Source organism: Archangium lansingense, from assembly GCF_026626635.1.
GTDB classification, from domain to species: Bacteria; Myxococcota; Myxococcia; order Myxococcales; family Myxococcaceae; genus Archangium; species Archangium lansingense.
On the sequence record NZ_JAPNKA010000001.1, the window covers coordinates 7,887,666 to 7,910,874 of the forward strand.

A 23,209-nucleotide genomic window follows, 5' to 3' on the forward strand; every position below is an offset into this window, starting at 1 on the left:
TCACGAGGAAGCGCGGAAATTTGGACCGGGAAGCCGGAGGTGTGCCGGGGGTCCGGCATCCCGGTCCGAGGAGAGGCTCAGCGCTTGGACTTCGCCTTCCTGGTCGTCGCGGCCTCCTCGGCCTCGCGGCGGCGGTAGCTCTCGCCTTCGATAGCGAGGACGTCCGCGTGGTGGATGACGCGGTCAATCAGCGCGGTGGCGCACGCGGCGTTGGGAAAAATGGTCGGCCAGTCCGAAAACGCCAGATTCGTGGTCATCACCAATGAGCGTTGTTCATACCTGCGCGCCACGACTTGAAAGAGGAGGTCCGCGTTGCGCGCGTCGTAGGCGAGGTAGCCCATCTCGTCGATGACGAGCAGGCTGGTGCGGCTGGTGTAGTGGCGCAGGCGGCGGTCCAATGCGCGGCTGGTGTCCTGGGCACCCAGGTCGAGCAGCAACTGGGAGGCGGTGACGAAGAGAGCGGAGTGCCCCTTGAGGACGGCCTGGTGGGCGATGTTCTGCGCGATCATCGTCTTGCCCAGTCCCTGAGGGGCCACTATTACGACGTTGCGCGCGCGCTCCAGGAAATCCAGGCGCAAGGCGGACTCGACGGCCTCGCGGTCAATCTTCTTGGGCCATCCCCAGTCGTAGTCCGCCATGGGCTTGAAGCGGCCAAGGCGGCTGCGAGACAGGCGCCGCTCGAGACTTCTGCGGCCGCGTTCCTTCTGCTCCTCGTCGGCCAGGTGCTCCAGCATCTCGGTAGCGCCCCACCTGGCCTTGGTGGCGCGGGCGATGAGGTCCGCGAGGCCCTGGGAGGTGGCGTGCAGCCCGAGGGAGGCCAGGCGGTCAGCGAGTGGAGTCGTCATCGGCGGAGTCCTTGTTAAGGAGGCGGTCATAGTCGGCGAGGGAGTGGGGGCGGGTGCGGGAGGCGGCGATGCGCGGGTCATCCGGCAGCACCACGGTGAGTGGTGGAGGCTGACGCTGGCGGCGAGCGCGCTGCTCCAGGAGGTGGGCCACGGCGGGGGCGCTCACCGCCCCCTTGCGCAGGGCCTCGGCGAGGGCCTCATCCAGGGCACGTGCGCCGTGGAGCGTAAGTAACTTCAGCAACTGCGCCGTGTGGTGTGACAGCGAGACATCGCGCTGAGCGAGGGCAGCGAGGAAGCCCTCCGCCTGCTGGCAGGAGGCGCGCAGCAAGTCCCGGCCGCGCAGCTCGTGCGCGCGGGCCTTGGCGTCGGCGAGAGCGGCGAGGTGGCCGGGCTGCTCCAGGGTGCGGCCCTTCTCGAAGCAGCGCGGGTGGGAGGCCACCTCCTGGGAGCCGTCCAGCACGCGCACGCGTGTCTCGGAGGCCACGAGGGTGAGGGGCTTCTTCACCAGGGTGTGTGGAATGGAGTAGTCGTTGGAGTCAAAGCGCACGTAGGGCGTCTTGCCGGAGGCGACGGGGCGCACCACGTCCGTGGGAAACGGGTGTGCGGGCAGGGGCAGCAGCCGCGGGCGTTCCTCCTCGAGGGCCGTGGCGACGGTGCGCCCGGTGACGTCGCCGGGCAATTGGCGCGCGTGGGCCACCTCGGCCGCCCACCGCGCCGCTTGCGCGTTGAGGTCATCCACGCCGCTAAAGGTGCGCGCGGCGAAGAAGGAGTCGCGCAGGTAGCGGATGGTGCGCTCCACCTTGCCCTTCTCGTTGCCGCGGTAGGGGGCGCAGGGCTTGGGTGCGAAGTGGTAGTGGCCAGCCAATTCCAGCAGGCGCGGGTGGAAGCGGATGGCGTCTCCGGCGCGCTCGAGCACCACGGACTTCAAGTTGTCGTACAGCAGCGCGCGCGGCACGCCCCCCAGCGCCTGGAAGGCCAGCACGTGGCCCCTGAGGAAGCTCTCCAGCGTCATGTCGAGGAAGAAGCGCGCGTAGAGGGCGCGGCTGTGGCCCAGCACCATGACGAAGCAGCACAGAGGGCGGCGCGTGTTGCCCACGGACAGCGTGCCGAAGTGTCCCCAATCCACCTGGGCCTCCTCGCCCAGAAGCGTGCTGCGGCGCAGGAAGGCCTCGGCGCGAGAGGTGGGACGCACCGTGCGCACGTAGCGGCGCACCTGGAGCGGGCCACCCACATAGCCGCGCGCCTTCACCATGTGGAAGAGGCGCATGGCGGTGAGGCGTGGATGAGCCTCCAGGGTGGCTTGGATGAAGTCCTTGTAGGCATCCAGCAGCGTGGGCCTGACGGACTTCACCCCCGTGCCGCTGACGCGCTCGAGCGCCAGGGCGCGCCGCACGGTGTCGTGGTGCACGCCCAGCTCGGAGCAGATGGTGCCCACCTTCCAGTGCTCGGCGAAGTGCAGCCGGCGGATGCGGGCGGCGAGCTCGGGGGAAATCATGGGCCCACCTCACGGCGGACGGGCAGCCCTGAAGCGCCGGCCCACGTGGGTGCGCGCAAGGGTGGTGTGGCGCAGGAAGGGACTCTGACGCCCGCACCAGGTGCAGGCGGGGATGGATGGCGGCGGTGCATGCGGCAGTGGCCTCGCTGCGCTCGGCTCCGCGGCCACCTGCGTGGCGGCCGGGGCCGGCGCGACAGGCACACTCGCCGTCTGTGCCGCAGCGGCGGGAGACTGATGCGTCACTTTCTGTCGCCGCCGCTCCCGCCAGGCCGCCTGCCGCGCGGCATGCGCGTGCCGTCCGTCTCGGGTGCGCTGGTAGCGCGCACCCGCCGCGCGCATTGACTCCGCTCGCGCCCTTCGACTGCACGGTGGCCCGCAGTAGCGGTGGCCACGGTCGCACGCGGAGCAGAGGAAGAACACCTGCCGGCACTCGGGCCGGCCGCACACCACGAAGCGCAGCGCCTCCAACGGGGGCTCCTCGCACGCGCCTGCTTCTGGCGCCGCGCCCCGGAGTGCGCTACCTCTTGCTCATCGGCCCGCCCGCCTCGCACACCAGGGCGCTCCTCCAGGACGGCCCTCCAGTCGCCTCTGGTGGGCCTTCCGTCTTTCTGGGCGCGCGCGGCCGTGGACTTCACCGGCGCACTCACCCCCCTCAACTTCTCGGCCGCACCCATCGCTGGGAGTAGTCTTGAAGTCAGGCAACCCCCGGCGACCCATGACCAGGAACCTGCGCTTCCTGGTGACCATCAACACTGGTGGCGCCAGCCAGGCCTGAGGTGCCCCAGCTGGCACAGCCCGAGGTGGACCTGAGCAGCTATGACGCGCTGCTGGTGGAGCAGCGGGAGGTGGCCTCATGAGCACCACCTCCACTTCCCTGCGAGCAGCGGCGAGCGCCGAGGGCGAGCAGCAGCAGACGCTGGCCATGCTGCTGCGAGCGCTGAAGCTGCCGGCATTCGCAGCCCACCACGAGGAGCTGGCCAGGCGCGCCGGACAGGAGGGCTGGACATGCCCGCACTACCTGCGCCAGCTGGTGGAACTGGAGCTGAGCGAGCGCCGGGGCCGACGGATAGAGCGGCTGCTCAAGGCCTCGGGGCTGTCCACGGACAAGACGCTCGCCACGCTCGAGCAGGAGAAGCTGCCGGCCAAGGTGCGCCGCCAGCTACCGGCCCTGTGCGAGGGTGGCTTCATCGAGCGCGCGGAGAACGTGCTGGCCTTCGGGCTGCCGGGCCGCGGCAAGACGCACGTGGTGAGCGCCATAGGCCACGAGCTGGTGCAGCGTGGTTACGAGGTGCTCTTCATCCCGGCGGTGCTGCTGGTGCAGCGGCTGCTCCTGGCCAAGAAGAGCCTGTTGCTGGAGAAGGAGCTGCGGCGGCTGGACGGCTACGACGCGGTCATCATCGACGACATCGGCTACATCCAGCAGGACCGGGAGGAGATGGAGGTGCTGTTTACCTTCCTGGCCCAGCGCTACGAGAGGAGGAGTGTCCTGATTACGAGCAACCTGGTGTTTTCGCAGTGGGACCGAATCTTCAAGGACGCGATGACGACTGCGGCGGCGATTGACCGGGTGGTGCACCACGCGCTGATTCTGGAGCTCACCGGCGACAGCTACCGCAGCGAGAAGGCCAAGAGCCGGGAGACGGTCGACAAGGCCCCGCGTAGGGCGCCCGGGGACGAGTAACACCACGGCACAGGAGGTGACCGACTCAGAGGCTCCGACGGACGTAGCGACGACTATGGCGACGATGAAGTGAACGCAGTCAGAACATCAACCCGATGGGGAAGTGTAATTGTCGCCAAGGGGAAAAAGTAATTGACGCTGGGCACCTGCTGGAGTCGGGCCCCGTGCCACTGACTCTCGATGACACCCTGGCTCGCAAGCACGGGCTGAAGGTGTTCGGCGCCGGAATGCACCATGACCCTCTGGCCAGCAGCCGCCACTACGCGGTGACCAGTTGGGGCCACTCCTGGGTGGTGCTGGCCGTACGTGTGCAACTGCCCTGCATTCCGGGCCGCTTCTTCAGCCTGCCCATTCTCTTCCGTCTCTACCTCAATCAGAAGGCCGCGGCTCGCTGGCGCATGGCGTACCGCACCAGGCCCGAGCTGGCCGTCGAGCTGCTGGAGTGTCTGTGCAAGAGTTGCCCCGAGCGACACTTTCACGCGTACGCCGACTCCGCCTACGGTGGGCAGAGCGTGCTGGCACACCTGCCGGCCAATTGCGACCTCACCAGCCGCCTGCCTCTGGACGCGCGCCTGTACGCACCTGCTCCCGAGCATCGACCCGGTACTCGTGGCCGGCCTCGCAAGCGCGGCGAGCGCCTGCCCTCGCCGCGACAAATGCTCGAGCAGCAACAGGCACATCGCCTCACCCTGAAACTCTATGGCCGCCAGGACAAGGTGCGCCTGGTGGAGGCCGTGGCTCATTGGTACTCCGTGCCTCACCGTCCTCTCAAGGTGGTGGCCGTCGAGCCGCTGACGGGAGGCCGCCCCGTGCAAGCCTTCTATTCCACCGTGACGGACGAGCCCGCCGAGCAGGTGCTGGGTGGATACGCGGGGCGCTGGTCCATCGAAGAGGCCTTTCAGGGTAGCAAGAGCCACCTGGGCTTCGAGGAGCCGCAAGGCTGGAGTCGTCAGGCGGTGCGGCGTACCGCCCCCCTGGCCATGCTCCTCTACAGTCTCACGGTGCTGTGGTTCGCCCAGGAAGGGCACCGCCTCTACGAGCCACCCATCCGGTCCTGGTATCGACGAAAAGCACACCCCTCTTTCGCCGACATGCTCACCACCCTGCGCTACGCCTGCCTGCGCGCTGCGATTTCGTCGACCCCACAGGGCAAACAGGGTCGACAAAACCTCCTCCTGCTCCTGCCCGGCTCCCTGAAGGCAGCGGCTTGAACGCCGCTAGAAAGTGCGAAACTCGAACTAAGTACCCCGCAACAAATCCAACAAGCACGTTCGCATTCACCGTCCCCAGGTGCATTGCGATCCGGCCAGATTCGAGATCACGCCGCATCTGGCTCAACGCATCCAGCAACATCACAGGACTCCTCTCAAATTCAACGATTTCTGGCACGTGCCTCTTCCAGAGCACGCACCCAGTCGGCCCAATGGGCCGGGTCCATGGGCTGGCCGTCCTCACCCATTTGAAGCCCCGAAAGCAAATCTCCCAAAGACTCTGGCCTACCTACTCGGCTCCAATAATCCTCGAGAAAGATAGCCATTGCCTTGAAAGCAGTCTTTTCATCTGTTTGCATATCGCCTCAGCAGGTCGACTAGCGGCCTTGGGGCATCATTGATGACAGCGCTCCCGAAATCGGGCCGCCCCACTTATTTTGCGGCAGTTGTCATCCCCCACAACGAGCCTCCTGCCCGTAGGGCCTATCGTCTCGCTCATGCATTCAGTCAGTCCATTGGCGAACCATCGGCGGTGAACTGTGCCATCCGGGAGCGTCTCCTCGCGAAAGACGGCACCGTCCACACCGACGCTGCATTGACGAACGCGCACCGCAGCGTCATTGCTGAGACGGCATCGATAAAAGCCCTGCGGCACTCCCAGATCGCTCCGCGACACGTACAGCCAATAGGGCCGCAACATCAGAAAACACCCCACCATCGTGGCGACCATCAAACTTCCCAGCGCGGGCGTGAGCCATTTCATTCGCGTTCCCAAACCCTACACGAGTGGTTACACAGCCCTCAAAACCTTCAGGCGCGACCCATCGAAGACCGGGTGGCATCTTCCTGCATGAGACCGTTGCGCGCCCCATCTCCCAGTGGAGGGCCAACGCCCCACTGGGAGAATCCGCCGTTTCTTCAGAAAAGGCGCGGGAAGAGAGCCGCCACGGAGTGTCCACCCGTGCCAGTCAACCCCTCTACCTGGCCGGCAAGTGGGTTCGTCGCAGTCATGTTGAAGTAGTTCCCGCTCAGGTACAGGTAGCCAGGGCCCACACCGAATTCGGTCCGGAGGAAGCCCGCGGCATCGTGCAGCACAGAGTGCACCCTCACTCCCGGGATCCACCCCGTCGCCGCGTCCAGCATTCGCGTCGCCACCCCACCGCTCGGACCCACCAGCCCTCCCGTGCTGTTGAGGGCAACCGCCTCCTGCGCGGTGAGCGCGTTATTCGTTATCTTCTTCACCACCTCCCCGTACTGCTTCTGCCACGGCGTCCAGCTCGAATCGTCGAGCAACGCCTTGTTCTCGGGCGACAGTGCCTTGAGCTTGGCGTCCTTCAACGCCTCGATTCTCGCCTGATCTTCGCTGGTGATGCGTTTACTCAGCTTGTCGGCACCCTTTTCGATGTTCTCGTCGAGCTGTTTGAACTCGTGGAACAAGCTCTGGGCGGTGTAGGCCCATCCAATGGCTTGCTTCAGCTTGGGATCCAAGGGGCTGACGGGCGAGGTAAGGGCCGAAGTGGTACCTCCTACCCAGGCGGCCTGCGCCGTGCCGGCGTTGCCCAGGAAGCCGGCCCCGAAGGTGTACGCGGAGGCCGCGCCCAGCAACACGCCACCAATGCTCATCAGCATCGGATCCTCGAGGATGTAGCCAACCGTCATGGTGGCCGCACCGATGACGGAGATGACGAAGGCGGTGCCAGCGAAGCCGGTGGCCACGCCCACGCTGACGGCGGTGGCGATGGCGGCCACCACGGGGACGTGGCCCGTGGGGTCAATGTTCGAAATGGGGTTGTTGTAGACGTAGGCGTAGCGGTTGAACGCCTGCGGGTTGGCCGCGGAGGGGACGAGGCTGTCCGGAGAGATGAAGCGCCCCAGCTTCGGATCGTAGTACCGGGCGTTCATGTAGATGAGGCCCGTCTCGTCGGTGACGTGACCGCCGTAACCGAGGGTATTGGAGGCGGAAGACGAGGCGGCCACCACGGCACCGAAGGGGGCGTAGTCGTAGCTGGCCACCTTGACGCCAGCCTGGTTGGTGATGGCGCGGACGGAGCCCAGGTGATCCTGGTGGTACCAGTAGACCCCCGAGGCGTCTCGCCTGGCCACCAGGAGCGTGCCCGCGTAGTAGGAGCGCGTCAGCCCGTTGGGCCCCAGCTCGAGCAACGGCCCGAAGTAGCGCGTGATGCCGGAGGGGTCCGACTTCACCAACCGCTGGCCGTCCGCGTCGTAGGCGAAGGAGGTGGTGCCACGCGCGGTGATGACCTTCGCCAGCCGGTCATCACTGTCCCACTCGAGGGTGCGGCCGTCGCCGGACAGCAGGTTGCCATTGGCGTCGTAGAGATACGAAGTGCCTCCCGCGGACGTGACGGCGTGGCGGTGCTGACCATCCGAATAGGCATGGCCGCCAAGCTGCGAGCTCCAGGTGATGTTCCCCAACGCGTCGTAGGAGAAGGACTGGGCCTGGGCTCCCGAGGTGCCCGTGAGCCGGTTCAGCTCGTCATAGGTATACGAGAGGTTGGAGAAGGAGTTGCTGGCGGAGGTCATCGACGTCACGCGCCCGCCCGCGTCGTAGCCGTAGCTGGCCTGGTAGAGGAGACCGGCTGGCCCTGTCACACTCGCATCCTTCAGCCACTGCCGCGTGTCCGAGTAGTTGAAACGGGCCGTCGTTCCATTGGCATACGTGGCCGACACCAACTGGCCCCGGCCGTTGTAGCTGAAGCCATTGACGTAGCCGCTCACGCTCGCCAGCCGCCCCTGGGCGTCGTATCCGTACGTCACCCGCTCGCCATCCGGGTACGTCACCGAGGCCATCCGCCCCGTCACGTCATACCCGTACTGCAGCGTGTAGCAGTACCCGCTCACGCACTTCGTGGTGGACGTCACCCGCCCCGCGAAGTCGTAGCTGCGCGACTCGCTGCCCGACGGGAATACCAGAGACGTCACCGCGCCCTGGCTCGCTCCATGGCCCGCTTCATCGTGCGTCCACTGGGACTTCCTCCCGTCCGCCAGCGTCTTCGTCAGCGCGCGCCCCACCACATCGTACGTGTACGTCGTGGTCTGCCCCTTCGCGTCGCGCCGCGTGAGGAGGTGCCCGCTCTCGTCGTACGTATAGCTGCTGCAGCCCGTGTCCGGGTCGCACCCCGTGAGCTTGCGCCCGAGTGAATCCCACGTGACGGTGGTGGCGTTGCCCGCCGCGTCCGTCACCCGGATGAGGTTGCCGAGCAGATCATACCGGTAGGCGGTGTACTGGTAGGTGGTGCCATTCTTCTCGCGCACCTGTGTCATCTGGCCGTAGGCGTCGAACCAGGTCACCTGCTCCTGGCCGAGCTCGTTGTAGCTGGTGACGGAGCCATTGCCGTAGGCGCGCTGGCCTCGGGTCCCATCCGGGTTGGTGACCGTGCGCAGCCGGCCCAGCCCGTCGAAGGAGAACACCTGGTATTGGGGCGTCTCCCCAGGGCCATACCAGGAGGACTTCTTCCACACCCGCGTGGAGCCGTCGTTGTAGTGCGTCTCCTGGACGAGGCCGCCCTCCTTCACCGTCTTGTAGCGGCGCCCCATTCCGTCCTCGTACACCTCCGTCCACAGGCCGTCCGCCGTGCTGTCGGAGAAGGTCTGGCGGATGCGCTGCAGGTTGGGGTTGCCCCAATCCAGGTAGGCGAAGGACTCGGTGCTGCCATCCGGCAGCCTCGTCTGCAGCGGCCGGCCGAGCGCATCATGGGTATAGGTGGTGGTGTTCCCATTGATGTCCGTCTCGGACTTCACCAGGCTCAGCACCCCATCCCACGTCTTCGTCGAGCACTGTCCGAGGGCGTTGCACCGCCGCGTCTCCTGGAGGTGGTAGGTGCCATCGAACTCGTGCGTCGTGGTAGCGCCCCGCTCGTCCGTCTCCGACGTCCGGTTGCCCCACGCGTCGTACCCGAAGCCGCGGGTGATGTAGCCCCCCGTCTGGTTGTTCCAGGCCCGCTGCCGCGACAGACGGCCCACCGTCGGCGCCGCCGCGTACGTCCCATTGCCGTCATACTCGTTGAGCGTCTGCTTCAGCAGCGTCCCCGTGGTCCCCACCCCCGCGTAGATGTTCTCGTACGCAGGCAGGCCCACGATGTATGCCGTCTTGTTCGGATACAGGCCCCGCAGGGATGTCCGCTCGTCCCCCGCCGCGTCGTAGTCCCCGTGCTCGTACGTCAGATAGCCGTTTCCGTACTCGTCATAGCCAATCTGCAGCAGCGTCCTGCGGCACGAGGCCGACAGGTTGCACTCGTACTCCCATCGCTGCGTCATCAGTGACGTGTAGGGAGGCGCGGCGTTCTCCGAATACCCAAACGTCGAGTATTTGTAGATGTTGCCAGCGGCATCGCGGTGGTACGTCACCTCGGGCTTACTGATGCAGCCGACGTGCTGGTGGTAGTACGTCTCCGTGTAGTTGCCCGCCGCATCCAGCACCGACGTCACCTTCCGGTAGCCCAGCAACCGCCGCTCCAATGATGACCAGAGCGCCCCCGTGTACTTGTAGCTCGTCGTCGACGAGCTTCCCCTCCCATCGGACGTCGTGACCGCGGTCACCGTCTGCAGGAGCATGCCCACCGGCAGGTAGGTATTCGCCCAGGCCGAAGACGGTGCGTACGACACCGCCGTCGTCCCGCCCAGGCCATTGGACACGGACGAGAGGAGGTCCGGCGTGGCGCCAGCGCCGAGGAAGAGGCGGTTGGTGCCCGCGGTGGGCCAGTAGACGTAGACGTCGCTCTTGCCGTCGCCGTTGTAGTCCCCCACGTGCATCGCATGCGCATCGTTGCCGTTGAGGGCCGCGGCCCCGATCGGGTCCGAGTACTGCGTGAACGTGCCGTTGCCGTTGCTCAGGAAGAGGCGGTTGGTACCCGCAGTGGGCCAGTAGACGTAGACGTCGCTCCTGCCATCGCCGTTGTAGTCCCCCACGTGCATCGCGTGCGCATCGTTGCCATTGAGGGCCGCGGCCCCGATTGGGTCCGAGTACTGGGTGAACGTACCGTTACCGTTGCTGACGAAGAGGCGGTTGGTACCCGCGGTGGGCCAGTAGACGTAGACGTCGCTCTTGCCGTCGCCGTTGTAGTCCCCCACGTGCATCGCGTGCGCATCCGTGCCGTTGAGGGCCGCGGCACCGATTGGGTCCGAGTACTGCGTGAACGTGCCGTTGCCGTTGCTGACGAAGAGGCGGTTGGTACCCGCAGTGGGCCAGTAGACGTAGACGTCGCTCCTGCCATCGCCGTTGTAGTCCCCCACGTACATCGTGTGCGCATCCGTGCCGTTGAGGGACGCGGCACCGATCGGGTCCGAGTACTGGGTGAACGTGCCGTTGCCGTTGCTCAGGAAGAGGCGGTTGGTGCCCGCGGTGGGCCAGTAGACGTAGACGTCGCTCCTGCCGTCGCCGTTGTAGTCCCCCACATGCATCGCGTGTGCATCGGTGCCATTGAGAGACGCGACCCCGATCGGGTCCGAGTACTGGGTGAACGTGCCGTTGCCGTTGCTGACGAAGAGGCGGTTGGTACCCGCGGTGGGCCAGTAGACGTAGACGTCGCTCTTGCCGTCGCCGTTGTAGTCCCCCACGTGCATCGTGTGCGCATCGGTGCCGTTGAGAGACGCGGCCCCGATCGGGTCCAGGTACTGGGTGAACGTACCGTTGCCGTTGCTCAGGAAGAGGCGGTTGGTGCCCGCGGTGGGCCAGTAGACGTAGACGTCGTGCCTGCCGTCGCCGTTGAAGTCCCCCGCGTGCATCGCGTGCGCATCGTTGCCGTTGAGCGCCGTGGCCCCGATCGCGTCCGGGTACTGCGTGAATGCCAGGCCGCTGGCGGTGTAGCCGTAGCTCATCGCCGGCAGAGCCGTGCCGCCGGTCACCGTCCCCGATGCATCGAGGCTCGCATCCTTCCCAAACTGCTGAACGCTCGCCAGCAACGAGCGCGACGTCCCTCCGCTCGCCGTGTATGCCAGCTTGTACGCACGCACCCGCGAGCCGGAAACCTGCACATCGATCGTCTTCAGCCGGTAGCTCGTCCGCCCCAGGCTCCTCCCATCCGCGAACGTAGTGACGTCAGGTCGGCCCTCGCGGTGGAGCGTCACCGTCGTGCCGTTGTACGCCACACTCGACGGGTAGCAGTCGAGGTGCGGACTGCCGTCGCACCACCAGCCATACGTGACGATGTTGCCGTTCGTATCGGCGACGCGTGCGAGACCCCAGCGGAACGTGCCGCCCGAGGTCGTGTAGAGCGCGTCATACGTGGCCTTCGTGCCATCCTTCTGGGTGATCTCCCAGCGATTGCTCGCACCGTCGTACTTGATTCGTAGATAGTTCTCGATCTTCGCCGAATGCGTGCCACCCGTGGTGCAGCTCGGGCTCGTGCTCCCCGAGGCGCACGGGAAGAGCTCCTGGCCGTCGAGGATGTAGATGTCGGAACCGTTGTAGCCCGGGGCTCCCTTTCCCGGATTCGTGCGCTCGAGCACGCTGAACCCTTGCAGACGCCAGCCCACTCCCACGAAGCCATTCCCGCTCGATGAGTTGTAGGCCAGGCTCAGCTTCGGCTCGATGCCGTGAAAGCGTGGCGCCTCGAGAGGAATGTGCTCCTGATAGCCTCCGTAGAAGGTGTTCACACCGTCGCCGTTACGGCCAGCCTGCTCAGTAGCAGCAGCCGGGCCCGGGACGAGCGTGAGCACTGCGAGGAGAAGCAACGAAGCCGACCGGAGATTCCAATTGGATGCCGCCGCAGAGCCCATGGTTTTCCTCTCAGCTGAGCGAAGCATTGTACCACGGCGGTACCTCGCATCGTTCGCATGGCCCTGGGGAGCGGCTACATACGGCGAGGCCCGTCCCACCTGGCTCATGGCGGAACGGGCCCTCGTCGTTTCAGCAAGCTGCTGCGGTGCTGGACGTCAGCTCTCGCCGTAGTAGCCGCGGCGGATGGACTTCTTCTTCAGCCCCTTGATGAAGCTCTGCGCCAGCGAGGGCACGAGCACGGGACCGATGCGGCCCAGCATCGACCAGGTCCACCACCACAGGTTCGTGGAGATGGACGTGTCCACCGTTAGGACGCGGTGCCACCAGCCGTAGGGGATGTAGAGGATCTCCCCGGCTTCCAGCACGAAGTCGTAGTCGGGCTCCACGTTGTTGGGCAGCACGTCCGGATTGCCGCCCGAGGGCGCCAGGTCGTACTGGCTCACCACGGACCAGACGAAGTCCAGCTTCATGGGACGCAGCTGTGCATCCCGAGCCGGCGAGTAGAGCTGCCACCGCTTGCTGCCCACGATCTGCGCGTGCAGGTTGTGCGCTCGGTCCAGGTGGAGTTGGGTGAATGTGCCGGGCGGCCCCATGAAGAACAGCTGCTCCGTCATGCGCTTCTCGGAGGCATAGTCCGGGAAGCGAAGGTCGTTCAGCAGCTCGGGCAGGACGGCGTACATGTCCTTGCCAATGAGGTAGCCCACATCCGGAGTGTTCTTCTCCTGGAGCGAGTCCACGTACTCGCGCAGCTTCATCTTGCGGACGGTGCCGGCGCGCTTCACGCCCGTCTGGCTCTGGGCATCCTCGGTGTACTTGAGCCACTCCACCGTCACGGTGGCGTCGCCGTGCGCGGTGCGGAACCAGTCGGCCGTCCACTTCTTCGTGGAGGGCCAGTCCTTCATCGCATCGACGAAGATGACGGGTTTCTCCAGGGAGCCGATGGTTGAGTAGAACTCCTGGCGGGACATCATCGGAATGCGCTCGAGCGTCTTCGTCGGCTCGGCGCGCTTTGTCGCGGCGCTGGTGCTCATGGGGCTCCCGGCCTTTCTAGGTGTCCTGGGGCTCGGCGGCCTTCTTCAGCCGCTCGAAGTTGTTGTCGATGCCGTGCCGCACGTCCGCGAGCATGTGCACCTCGAACTCCTGGTAGGGGAACGAGGGCCACTCGCGCAGCCGAGTCAGCAGCGCCTCGTGCGAGTCCGCGTTGAGGATGCACATGCCCATCTTGGGCAGCACGTAATACGCACAGTCCATGGTGCCGTCCGCGAGCCGCGCGCCGACCCAGTCGCGCACAGCCCGGTTGAGGGCAACCGGATCCGGGGGTTGAGGGCCGCTCTGGCGATCCTTGGCGAAGATGAGGAACTTCATCGCTCTCGACTCCTTGGGTTGGGAAAACAGTGAAACGTCAGTTCATGCGGCTCTGGCGGAGCCTCCAGCGCTCGCGAGCGTCTTGCGCAGCGCCTGGAGGAGCCCCCGAGGCGTGTCCCGCAGGAAGAAGTGGTCGCCCAGGAAGGCCCGGGCAGTGAAGGGGCCACGCGTCAGCTCGCGCCAGGCGTCCAGGTGGTGCTCCTGCACGTAGTCCTCGCTGCCGCGGAACGCGAACACGGGGCACTCCAAGGGCACCTCCTCGACGTACTGGTAGCTCTCGCAGATGGCCGTGTCCGCCATGAGCGAGGGCAGGACGAGCTGCTTCAGCTCCTCGCCCATCGTCTCGGGGATGCCCCGCGCGGTGAGGATGGCACGCACCACCTCCGGATCGGCCTCGTGCGTCCGGGGCTTGGGCGGGGTTTGCGCCAGCAGTTGCGGCGCGGTGTAGCTGGCGAGGAACAAGTGCGTCGGCCCAGGGAGCCCATGGCGGCGCAGCGCCCGGGCCAGCTCGAAGCTCAGGAGCGCCCCCATGCTGTGGCCGAACAGGGCGAAGGGCTTGTCCTGCCACGCGCGGACCACGTCCACCAGCCGCTCCACCAGCGGGGGCAGCTCCGTGAAGGGCGCCTCGCGCAGCCGGTTCTCCCGGCCCGGTAACTGGATGGGGAGCACCTCCACCTCGGGCGCCACGAGCGGCGCCCATGTGCGGAACAGCGAGGCTCCTCCCCCCGCGTGCGGCAGACAGAACAGGCGAACGCGCGCCTCGGGCCGCGGGGTGTGGTGGGAGATCCAGGACTCGGTGGCGTCTGCGTTCGGAGGGGACTCCATGGCGTGTCTCGGAAAGGAAGGGTTCAGGGAGCGCCCAGGACGCGGCGATAGAGGGCGATGTTGGCGGCGATCATCCGCTCCAGGCCGAACAGCTCGGCCACACGGCGTTGGCTGGCCTCTCCCAGCTGGCGGGCTCGTGCCGGATCGTTGAGCAGGGAGAGCGTGGCGGAGGCGAGCTCCGCGACATCCACCTCGCGCAGCTCGCTCCCCGGGACGGGGCGGACGGGGACGTGCAGTCCGGCCTCGCCGTGCTGGACGATCTCCGACAAGCCTCCGACGTCGGTGGCCACGATGGGGACACCCGACGCCATGGTCTCGATGGCGGTGTAGCCGAAGGGCTCGTAGATGGAGGGAACCAGCGCCACGTCCGCGATGCGGTGCAGCAGCCCGAGCTGGGGACGCGGCAGCTTGCCCAGCAGCTTGATGCGGCCGAGCAAGGGCGCGTACTGCTCGCACAGCCGGTGGACCATCTGGGTGGACTCGCGCGAGTCCGTGCCGCCCGCCAGCAGGTAGACGGTGTCCGGCCTCACGGCGAGCACGCGCTCGGCGGAGGCGAAGAGCGCGGGGATGCCCTTCATCGGGTGGAGCCGGCCCGTATAGAGGACGATGCGGTCCCCCGGTCCCGCCACCGTGGAGCGCAGCTTCGCGAAGGCCTCGGCGCTGTGCCGGGACTTCATGAAGGGCTCGAGCTCCATGGCGCAGTGGATGGTGTGGAGCCGCTCGGCGGGCAGGCCGTACACCTCGCGAATGAGCGCGCTCATGGACGCGCTCACGGACACGACGTGGGTGCTGCCGTCGTAGAAGCTGCGCTCCTGCTCGATGATCTCCGGATCAGGCTGCTGCCCCCACCACCGCTCCGCGGGCTCGGAGATGTAGTGGCTGGTGCCGATGACGGGCACGCCGGACTCCCGCCCCAGCCGGCGCGCGGCCTCGTGTGTGTGCCACTGGTGGAAGTGGAGGAGATCAGGCTTCTCCTCCGCGATGCGCGCTCGTCCGTACTGGTAGAGGTCCTCGTTGAAGGCTCGGATGCCCTGCACCAGGGTCAGGTGCGCCGCCTTGGCGAAGCTCGCCTTGCCGGGCGGCACCATGTGCACCGTCACGCCGTTGTCCTGGCGCACGACGCGGGCCTCTCCGGGCGTATAGGACAGCACCGTCACCCGGTGGCCCGAGCGAGCCAGCCCGTTGGCCAGCTCGTACACGTACGTCCCTACCCCGCCCGCAACGTTGGGCGTGTACTCCATGGCCAGGATGAGCACCTTGAGCGGGCGGCCCGTGGTGGGCACCGCAGCGGGCACGGCCGCCGGTCCCTCCGGTGCTCGGACCGGGGTCTCCTGCTCCTGGAGAGCCGCCAGTGCGCGCACCAGGGCCTCCTTCGTCGGATCTTCCTCCCGAGGCGCAGAGCCCACTCCCAGCTTGCCGAGGAGCGCCGCGAGCTGGCTGACGGTGGGTGCCTCGAAGAGAGACTGGAGCGGAACCGCCACGCCAAAGGTGTCGCGCAGCCGTCCGACAACGGCGGTGGCGAGCAGCGAATGGCCTCCCAGGTCGAAGAAGCTGTCGTGGATGCCCACCGGGTCGATGCCCAGCACCTCCTGCAGGATGCGGGCGATGGCCTCTTCCTGCTCGGTGCGGGGCGCGACATACGCGGTGCGCAGCGCGGGACGCGGGTGCCGCGACGGAGAGGCGCTCGGAGCCGCGTTCGCTGGAGGGGCCCCGCTCGCCACTTCCACGGTGGCGCTCTGGGCGACCGCTACCGCCGGGACGTGGGCCGGATCAATCCAGTAGCGGCGCCGCTCGAAGGGGTACGTCGGCAGCGGCAGGCGCTTTCGGGCCTCGCCGCGGTGGTAACGCTTCCAGTTGGGCTCCACGCCCTCCATCCAGAGCTTCCCCAGCGCCGAGTGCAGCACGTGCAGATCGGACTGCGTGTCGTCCGGGTGACGCACACTCGTGATGCCCGCCACGTTGATACCGCGCACGGTGCCGAGCTGGCTGGCGAAGGTGGTGAGCGCTCGGCCCGGCCCGACCTCGAGGAGCACCTGCTCCGGCTGCTGAAGCAGCGTCTCCAGGCCCGCGGCGAAGCGCACGGCCTGGCGCAGGTGCGTGGCCCAGTACTTGGGCGAGGTGGCCTCCGCCGGGGTAATCCACGTGCCGGTGACGTTGGACACGTAGGGAAGGCGCGGAGCCTTGAGGGTGAGGCGCCGCACTCGCGCGGTGAACGTCTCGAGGATGGGGTCCATCATCCCCGAGTGGAACGCGTGCGACGTCTTCAGCACCCGGCAGGCCACCTGCCTGTCGGTGAGCTGAGCCCGGAGCGCCTCCACGGCGGGCGTGGGCCCGGAGACGACGCAGAAGGCCGGAGCGTTGACCGCCGCCAGGGACACGTCCGCGGACAGCAGCGGCAGCAGCTCCGCTTCCGGCAGCGCCACGGACAGCATCGAGCCGCCCGGGAGCTCCTGCATCAACTGGCCCCGCGCCGCCACCAGCGAGAGCGCGTCCTCCAGGGAGAAGACACCGGCGAGGCATGCCGCGACGTACTCGCCCAGGCTGTGGCCGAGCATTGCCCGTGGCTCCACGCCCCAGCTCATCCACAGCCGGGCCAGCGCGTACTCCACGGTGAACAGCGCGGGCTGTGCCACCCGCGTCCCCTCGAGCCTGGCCGCGGCCTCGGCAGCGTCACCCTTCGGGTAGAGCACGTCCCGCAGATCGAAGCCCAGGTGAGATCGCAGCAGCGACGCGCAGGCGTCCACCTGCTCGCGGAAGACGGGCTCGCCGCGGTACACGTCCGCCGCCATCTGCACGTACTGGGTGCCCTGGCCCGGGAAGAGGAACACCACGGGCCGCCCCGTCCGCTCCTCGGTGCTGGTGAGCAGGCGGCGAGCACGAGACTCGCCCACCAGCGCATCCAGTGCGTCCGGCACGCTGTCGCAGACAACCGCCCGCCGGTGCGGGAAGCGCCGCCGTCCCGCCTGGAGCGTGTAAGCCACGTCGGCGAGCGAGGTCGTAGGCCGGGCACGGAGCTGGGCAGCGAGGTTCGCCGTCATCGCGTCCAGTGCAGTAGGCGTCTTCGCGGACAACACCAGGAGCTGCGTCGCACGAGAGGCCGGAGCACTGTTGCGCGCCGGGGCCTCTTCAAGCACGACGTGGGCGTTGGTGCCTCCCATGCCGAACGAGCTGACCCCCGCGCGGCGCGGCATGGAGCCGGCCGGCCACTCCTTCAGGTCCGTGTTGACGTAGAAGGGGCCGTTGTCCCAGGGAATGTGAGGGCTGGGCTGCTCGAAATTGAGATTGGGCGGCAGCTTCCGATGCCGCAGCGCCAGCACGGCCTTGATGAGTCCCGCCACGCCGGCCGCCGCGTCCAGGTGGCCGATGTTCGCCTTCAGCGAGCCAATGGCGCAGGAGCGCCTCGGCGCCGCCTTGCCTCCGAAGACCTTGTTGAGTGCCTGGACCTCGATGGGGTCTCCCAGGGAGGTGCCGGTGCCATGCGCCTCGATGTACGAGACGGTCTCCGGGGAGACGTCGGCGCTGCCCATTGCCTCGGCGATGACCTCCGCCTGTCCGTCCACGCTGGGCGCGGTGTAGCCCACCTTGTGCGCGCCATCGTTGTTGACGGCCGAGCCCTTGATGACGGCATGGATGAAGTCGCCATCCGCCAGCGCATCCGACAGGCGGCGCAGCGCCACCACGCCCGCGCCGCTGCCAAAGACGATGCCCTTCGCCTGCGCGTCGAAGGGGCGGCAGTACCCATCGGGCGAGAGGATGCCTCCCTCGATGTACGGGTAGCCGTGCTGCTGGGTGAGGTTGATGGAGACGCCGCCCGCGAGCGCCATGTCGCACTCGCCATTGAGCAGGCTCTGGCAGGCCACGTGAATGGCCACGAGCGACGTGGAGCAGGCGCTCTCGATGTTGAAGCTGGGGCCCTTCAGGTCCAGCTTGTAGGAGACGCGGGTGGTGAGGAAGCTGCCGGCGTTGCCCAGGTTGAGCTGGAGCGGATCCACCGTGTGCCGCACGGCCGGGTTGGAGGCCAGGTTCACCAGCAGGTAGGTGCTCAGAGCCGCCCCGCCGAAGACACCCACGAGGATCTCTTCATCAGGGGTGCCGCGGTGACCCGAGCCCTCCAGGGCCTCCCAGGCGCACTCCAGGAAGAGGCGCTGCTGAGGGTCCATCAGCTCCACCTCGCGAGGGGTGTAACCGAAGAAGCCCGCGTCGAAGCGCGTGCAGTCCTCCAGCCGCGCCGCCGCCTTCACGAAGTTCGGCATGCGCAGCAGGGCAGGATCCGCGCCGAGCGCGAGCAGCTCCTCATCCGTGTACCGGACGATGGACTCGACGCCGTCGCAGATGTTGCGCCAGAACTCGTCGAGGTCCTTCGCGCCCGGGAAGCGCCCCGCGATGCCAACGATGGCGACTTCCGCGCCCGTTAGGGTGTCCTCCATGAAGTGTGTCTCCTACTTCGTATCCAGTTTGCGCAGGAGCCGATCCCTGCGCTGGGCGCCACGGGTGCGGCGCTCCGTAAAGGTGGGGGCCGCTTCAGGCTCCGGGCCGCCGCCCAGCAGCCGGGTCAGCGCACCCAGGGTGGGGTTCTCGAAGAGGCTGACGGTGGGCAGGTCCACGCCCAGCGTGCGCTTCACCTCTGCGATGACCTTCAAGCCAATGAGCGAGTTGCCGCCCAGATCGAAGAAGTTGTCGTGAGGGTTCACCCGCTCGACGCCCAGCAGCCGCTGCCAGATGGACGCCAGCTTCTGTCCCAGGTCTCCACCTGCCGGAGCGCCCGCAGCGGCGTCCACATCCCCGTCGGCCACCGCCGAGGACAAGGCGTCACCGAGAGAGGCCGTCACGTCCTGGAAGAGGGCGGGACCGTTCGCGAGCACGGCGGAGAAGTCCTGCGTGGACACCAGCACCTGGGGCAGCCCCGCACTCAGGACGCGGTCGAACACCTGGAGGCCCTCGGTCGAGCTCAGGGCGTGCTCGAGCAACGCGTCACGCAAGTGCTTCAGCGAGTCCGGCATGGCGGTGGTGACGGCCTGGCCCACTTCCTTCCACGTGTCCCAGCCCACCGCGAACACCGGCCCGTCGCCCTCGGCCGCGCGCTGCTGGGCGAAGGCATCCAGGAAGGCATTGGCCGCGCAGTGCTCCACCTGTCCGAAGTCTCCGACGATGGCTGTCCGCGACGAGCACAGCAGGAAGAAGTCGAGCGGCGTGCCGCGCAGCAGCGTGTGCAGCACCCACGTGCCCCGGATCTTCGGCTGGAAGACGGAGGCCACGGCCTCGGCCGTCTTGAACTGGCTCAGCCCGCCCGCTGGCACACCCGCGGCATGGATGACGCCGTGGAGCTCGCCGAAGGTGTCCCGAGCCTGCTGAAGCACGGCCTCCATCCGCGAGGCGTCCCCCACGTCCGCGCGCAGGACAAGCACCTCCGCGCCCAGGGACTCCAGCGTCCGGAGCTGCTGGATGCGCCGGCTCGTCGCGTCGGCCTCACCATGCGTGGCGAGCCAGCCATCCCACTCCGTGCGCGCGGGGAACGAGGAGCGGCCGACCAGCACGAGCCGCGCCTGGACCGTGCGCGCAAGGTGCTCGGCGAGCACCAGACCGATGCCACCGAGGCCGCCAGTAATGAGGTAGGTGCCACGCTGCCGCAGCCGGGGGGCCGCGGGAGGCAGGCGCACGGGCTCGAAGCTCTGCTCCCAGCGGTGATGTCCCCGCAGGGCCACTGTCGCGCCCGCCGCCGGTACGGACAGCTCCGCGAGCAGCCGCGTGACCAGGGCGTCCGTGCGCTCCGTCGAGCCCTCCAGCTCCACGTCGATGCTCCGGCACGTCAGCCGCGGCATCTCGCGGGGGAGCACGCGGCAGGGACCCAGGACGGTGGCCTTGTCCGGGCACAGCGACTCGTGGCCGGTAACGGCCTGCACGCCGGTGGAGAGGACGTCCAGGTGCCGCGCGGCAGGAGGCAGGGCCCCCAGCGCCTGGGCCAGAAGGAGCAGGCTGTCAAAGCCGAGCTGCTGCACACGCGCTCGTCCCGCCTCTCCGGGCTCCGGCTCGCCCACGCTCCACAGGTGGACGATGCGCTCGGGCAGCCGCTCCTCCTCGGAGAGCGAGGCCAGCAGCGTGGAGTAGTCCTCCCGGCGGTGGGGCTGAAGCTCATAGGCCCCCTCCCCCGCTCTGCAGAAGGACTCGCCAGCCGAAACGGTGATGACGGTGTGACCAGCGTCCTGGAGCCGGCGGGCCAGCAGATGTCCGAGCCCGTGCGAGTCCACGAAGAGCAGCCAGCGCTGCGGCTCGGCCTTCGCGGGCGGAGCGGGCGGCAGAGCACGCTTCCACGACGGCAGGTAGAACCAGTCCGAGACCTCCGGCCGCTTCTGGAGCGAGGCCGCCGGCGAGGACGTGTGCACGGGGCGCGGGTCCATCCAGTGCCGCCGCCGCTCGAAGGGATAGGTGGGCAGCACGACGTACCGCCGCCGCTCGCCCTCGTGGACGCGCGCCCAAGGGACGCGAACACCCGCCTGCCATAGCCTCCCGAGGGTGGTCAGCAGGAAGGCGCCATCGGACTGGTTCTCGCGCGGGGAGCGCATGGAGGCCGCCGTGATGACGGTGGACGCGCGATCGATCTGCAGCCGAGCCAGCGAGCTGAGCGTGCGGCCGGGGCCCACCTCCAGCAGCACGTGCTTCGGCTCGGAGAGCAACGTCTGGATGCCCTGGCCAAACCGCACTGTCTGCCGCAGGTGGCGCACCCAGTAGTCCGGGCTCGTCGCCTCGGCCGGAGTGATCCACGTTCCGCTCACGCCAGAGACGAAGGGCCGCGTGGGGGCGCTCAGCTTGAGCTTCGCAACGAAGGCCCCGAAGGCCGGCAGGATGGGCTCCACCAGGTGCGAGTGGGCCGCCACGTCGATGTGGAGGCGGCGGAACTCGATCCCCCGAGTGCCCAGCTCCGCGACGAGCCGCTCCACCGCTGCGCTATCACCCGCGACCACGCACTGCTCCGGCCCGTTGAGCGCCGCCAGCGAGAGGTGATCGCCCAGCAGCGGCCGCATGTCCTGCTCGGACAGGGACACGCTCACCATCTCGCCCCGAGGCAGCTTCTCGAAGAGGCGCCCGCGCTCGCACACCAGCGCCAGCGCATCTTCCAGCGAGAAGACGCCCGCCAGGCAGGCCGCGACGTACTCGCCCACGCTGTGGCCGATCATCGCCCGCGGCTCGATGCCCCAGGACATCCAGAGGCGCGCCAGGCAGTACTCGACGACGAAGAGGGCGGGCAGCGCGGTGGAGGTCCGCGTCAGCTTCGCCTCCGCCTCCTCGGCCGTCTTGGCCGGGTAGACGATGTCGTGCAGCGCCAGGCCCGCGCTGCGCCGCAGCAGGGCAGCGCACTTGTCGAAGTGCTCGCGGAAGACGGGCTCCTGGGCGTACAGCTCCTCGCCCATGCGCAGGTACTGCGCACCGCCACCGGGGAACATGAAGACCACCGGCCGGTCCTCGAGCCGGCCGCTCTCCGTGACGAGGCGCTCCGGGTCACCCGACGCAAGCGCCTCAGCGGCATCCTGCGTGTCCTCGCACACGAGGAAGCGGCGATGCGGGAACGTCTTGCGGCCCCGCTGGAGCGTGTACGCCACATCGGCCAGTTCCAGCTCGGGGTGATGCTCGAGGTGCGCCGCCAGCCGCTGGGTCGCCGCCTCCAGTGCCGTCTCCGTCTTCGCGGACAGCACCAGCAGCTTCCAAGGCCGGCCCGCGCCAGTGGCGGGCAGCGCGGGAGGCTGCTCCAGGATGGCGTGGGCATTGGTGCCCCCAATACCGAACGAGCTGACACCCGCGCGCCGCGGGCCACTCTTCGGCCGCCACTCCTGGGCCTTCGCGTTGACGAAGAAGGGGCTGTGCTCCCAATCGATGTTGGGGTTGGGCTTCTCGAAGTGGAGCGTCGGGGGGATGAGGCCGTGCTCAACGGCGAGCGTGGCCTTGATGAGGCCGGCCACACCCGCGGCGGCATCCAGGTGCCCGATGTTCGACTTCACCGAGCCCAGCGCGCAGAAGCGGTTGGCGTCCGTGGACTCGCGGAACACCTGCGTCAGCGCGGAGACCTCGATGGGATCTCCCAGCAGCGTGCCCGTACCGTGCGTCTCCACGTACTCAATCTGGTCCGGCGTGACACCGGCCATGGCCTGGGCGCGGGCGATGACCTCGACCTGGCCCTCCACGCTGGGCGCGGTGAAGCCCAGCTTCGAGGCGCCGTCGTTGTTGATGGCCGAGCCGCGGATGATGGCGTGAATGGGATTGCCATCCCGGAGCGCGTCCTCCAGGCGCTTGAGCACCACGACGCCCACGCCACTGCCGAAGACAGTGCCCTGGCCATTCGCATCGAAGGGCCGGCAGTGCCCATCCGGGGAGGCGATACCGCCCGGCTGGTGCATGTAGCCGGTGCGCTGGGGCACATCCACGGAGACGCCGCCCGCGACGGCCACGTCACACTGGAAGCCCAGTAGGGCCTGGCACGCCAGGTGGGTCGCCACCAGCGAGGTGGAGCAGCCCGTCTGCACGTCGAGGCTGGGGCCTCGCAGATCCAGGTGGTACGCGAGCCGCGTGGCGAGGAAGTCCTTGTCGTTGCCGATCATCACCTGGAAGGTGTCGCCGGCCTCGATGAGCTCGCGGTGGGTGAGGAGGTTGAAGAGCAGGTAGGTGCTGAGGCTCGTGCCGGCGAACACGCCGACGGAGCGAGGGCCATCAGGCTCGAAGCCCGAGCGCTCCAGGGCCTCCCACGCGCACTCCAGGAAGGCGCGGTGCTGCGGATCCATCAGCGCCGCCTCCCTCGGGGAGTACCCGAAGAAGCCCGCGTCGAACAGGTCCACGCCTTCCAGCACGGCGCCAGCCTTGACGAAGTCCGACGACCGCAGCGCGGCTTCGGGGACACCCCGAGCCCGCAGCTCGTCGTCCGTGAAGGAGCGAATGCCCTCCACGCCCTCGCGCAGGTTGCGCCAGAACGCCTCCACGTCGGGGGCGCCGGGGAAGCGGCCCGCCATGCCGACGATGGCAATGGCCAGCTCGTCGACTCCCTCCGGGGGATTCTGCTCGTCCATG

Annotated in this window: 10 protein-coding genes and 1 pseudogene; 2 read left to right on the plus strand and 9 right to left on the minus strand. The window is 68.0% G+C overall.

All coding sequences use genetic code 11. The annotated features are described in order from the left end of the window. Positions 1 to 77: 77 nt before the first annotated feature. Genes istB (OV287_RS31450) through OV287_RS31460 form a run of 3 tightly spaced genes read right to left on the minus strand, consistent with a single transcriptional unit; the run spans position 78 to position 2,808 of the window. Complete coding sequence (gene istB / locus OV287_RS31450; RefSeq protein WP_267537744.1) at positions 78 to 845, minus strand: IS21-like element helper ATPase IstB; 768 nt, start codon at positions 843 to 845, stop codon at positions 78 to 80. After that, the gene (gene istA / locus OV287_RS31455) at positions 826 to 2,340 is read right to left on the minus strand and encodes an IS21 family transposase (RefSeq protein ID WP_267537745.1); all 1,515 of its coding nucleotides are present in this window, start codon (positions 2,338 to 2,340) and stop codon (positions 826 to 828) included. The genes istB (OV287_RS31450) and istA overlap by 20 nt, the downstream gene beginning before the upstream one ends. 9 nt (positions 2,341 to 2,349) lie before the next feature. After that, complete coding sequence (locus OV287_RS31460) at positions 2,350 to 2,808, minus strand: hypothetical protein (protein WP_267537746.1); 459 nt, start codon at positions 2,806 to 2,808, stop codon at positions 2,350 to 2,352. 385 nt (positions 2,809 to 3,193) lie between these two features. Between OV287_RS31460 and istB (OV287_RS31465) the strand changes: the two genes are divergently transcribed. After that, positions 3,194 to 4,021, plus strand: a complete 828-nt coding sequence (gene istB / locus OV287_RS31465; protein ID WP_267533778.1) for an IS21-like element helper ATPase IstB — start codon at positions 3,194 to 3,196, stop codon at positions 4,019 to 4,021. A 146-nt stretch (positions 4,022 to 4,167) separates the two neighbouring features. Beyond that, positions 4,168 to 5,232, plus strand: a pseudogene (locus tag OV287_RS31470) (IS701 family transposase); the annotation flags it as partial. A 918-nt stretch (positions 5,233 to 6,150) separates the two neighbouring features. On the opposite strand, the gene OV287_RS31475 reads toward OV287_RS31470, so the two are convergent. The 6 genes from OV287_RS31475 to OV287_RS31500 form a co-directional block, all read right to left on the minus strand. After that, the gene (locus OV287_RS31475; protein ID WP_267537747.1) at positions 6,151 to 11,922 is read right to left on the minus strand and encodes an FG-GAP-like repeat-containing protein; all 5,772 of its coding nucleotides are present in this window, start codon (positions 11,920 to 11,922) and stop codon (positions 6,151 to 6,153) included. 201 nt (positions 11,923 to 12,123) lie between these two features. Then, positions 12,124 to 12,999: a cupin-like domain-containing protein gene (locus OV287_RS31480; protein WP_267537748.1), complete on the minus strand. Its 876-nt coding sequence runs from the start codon at positions 12,997 to 12,999 to the stop codon at positions 12,124 to 12,126. A gap of 16 nt (positions 13,000 to 13,015) precedes the next feature. Beyond that, complete coding sequence (locus tag OV287_RS31485) at positions 13,016 to 13,333, minus strand: hypothetical protein (RefSeq protein ID WP_267537749.1); 318 nt, start codon at positions 13,331 to 13,333, stop codon at positions 13,016 to 13,018. A gap of 42 nt (positions 13,334 to 13,375) precedes the next feature. After that, entirely contained in the window at positions 13,376 to 14,158 is a 783-nt protein-coding gene (locus OV287_RS31490; protein WP_267537750.1) for a thioesterase II family protein, read from the minus strand. 23 nt (positions 14,159 to 14,181) lie between these two features. Next, a complete protein-coding gene (locus tag OV287_RS31495; protein ID WP_267537751.1) occupies positions 14,182 to 18,585 on the minus strand; it encodes a beta-ketoacyl synthase N-terminal-like domain-containing protein in 4,404 nt (1,467 codons plus the stop codon). A 12-nt stretch (positions 18,586 to 18,597) separates the two neighbouring features. Beyond that, the gene (locus OV287_RS31500; RefSeq protein ID WP_267537752.1) at positions 18,598 to 23,208 is read right to left on the minus strand and encodes a type I polyketide synthase; all 4,611 of its coding nucleotides are present in this window, start codon (positions 23,206 to 23,208) and stop codon (positions 18,598 to 18,600) included. Between the last annotated feature and the right edge of the window lies 1 nt (position 23,209).

What these genes read in the sequence shown, in the direction of transcription:
- OV287_RS31500 (WP_267537752.1), bottom strand. Translation starts at nt 23,208, where the DNA reads ATGGACGAGCAGAATCCCCCGGAGGGAGTCGACGAGCTGGCCATTGCC.
- istB (WP_267533778.1), top strand. Translation starts at nt 3,194, where the DNA reads ATGAGCACCACCTCCACTTCCCTGCGAGCAGCGGCGAGCGCCGAGGGC.
- istB (WP_267537744.1), bottom strand. Translation starts at nt 845, where the DNA reads ATGACGACTCCACTCGCTGACCGCCTGGCCTCCCTCGGGCTGCACGCC.
- OV287_RS31490 (WP_267537750.1), bottom strand. Translation starts at nt 14,158, where the DNA reads ATGGAGTCCCCTCCGAACGCAGACGCCACCGAGTCCTGGATCTCCCAC.
- OV287_RS31485 (WP_267537749.1), bottom strand. Translation starts at nt 13,333, where the DNA reads ATGAAGTTCCTCATCTTCGCCAAGGATCGCCAGAGCGGCCCTCAACCC.
- OV287_RS31495 (WP_267537751.1), bottom strand. Translation starts at nt 18,585, where the DNA reads ATGGAGGACACCCTAACGGGCGCGGAAGTCGCCATCGTTGGCATCGCG.
- istA (WP_267537745.1), bottom strand. Translation starts at nt 2,340, where the DNA reads ATGATTTCCCCCGAGCTCGCCGCCCGCATCCGCCGGCTGCACTTCGCC.
- OV287_RS31480 (WP_267537748.1), bottom strand. Translation starts at nt 12,999, where the DNA reads ATGAGCACCAGCGCCGCGACAAAGCGCGCCGAGCCGACGAAGACGCTC.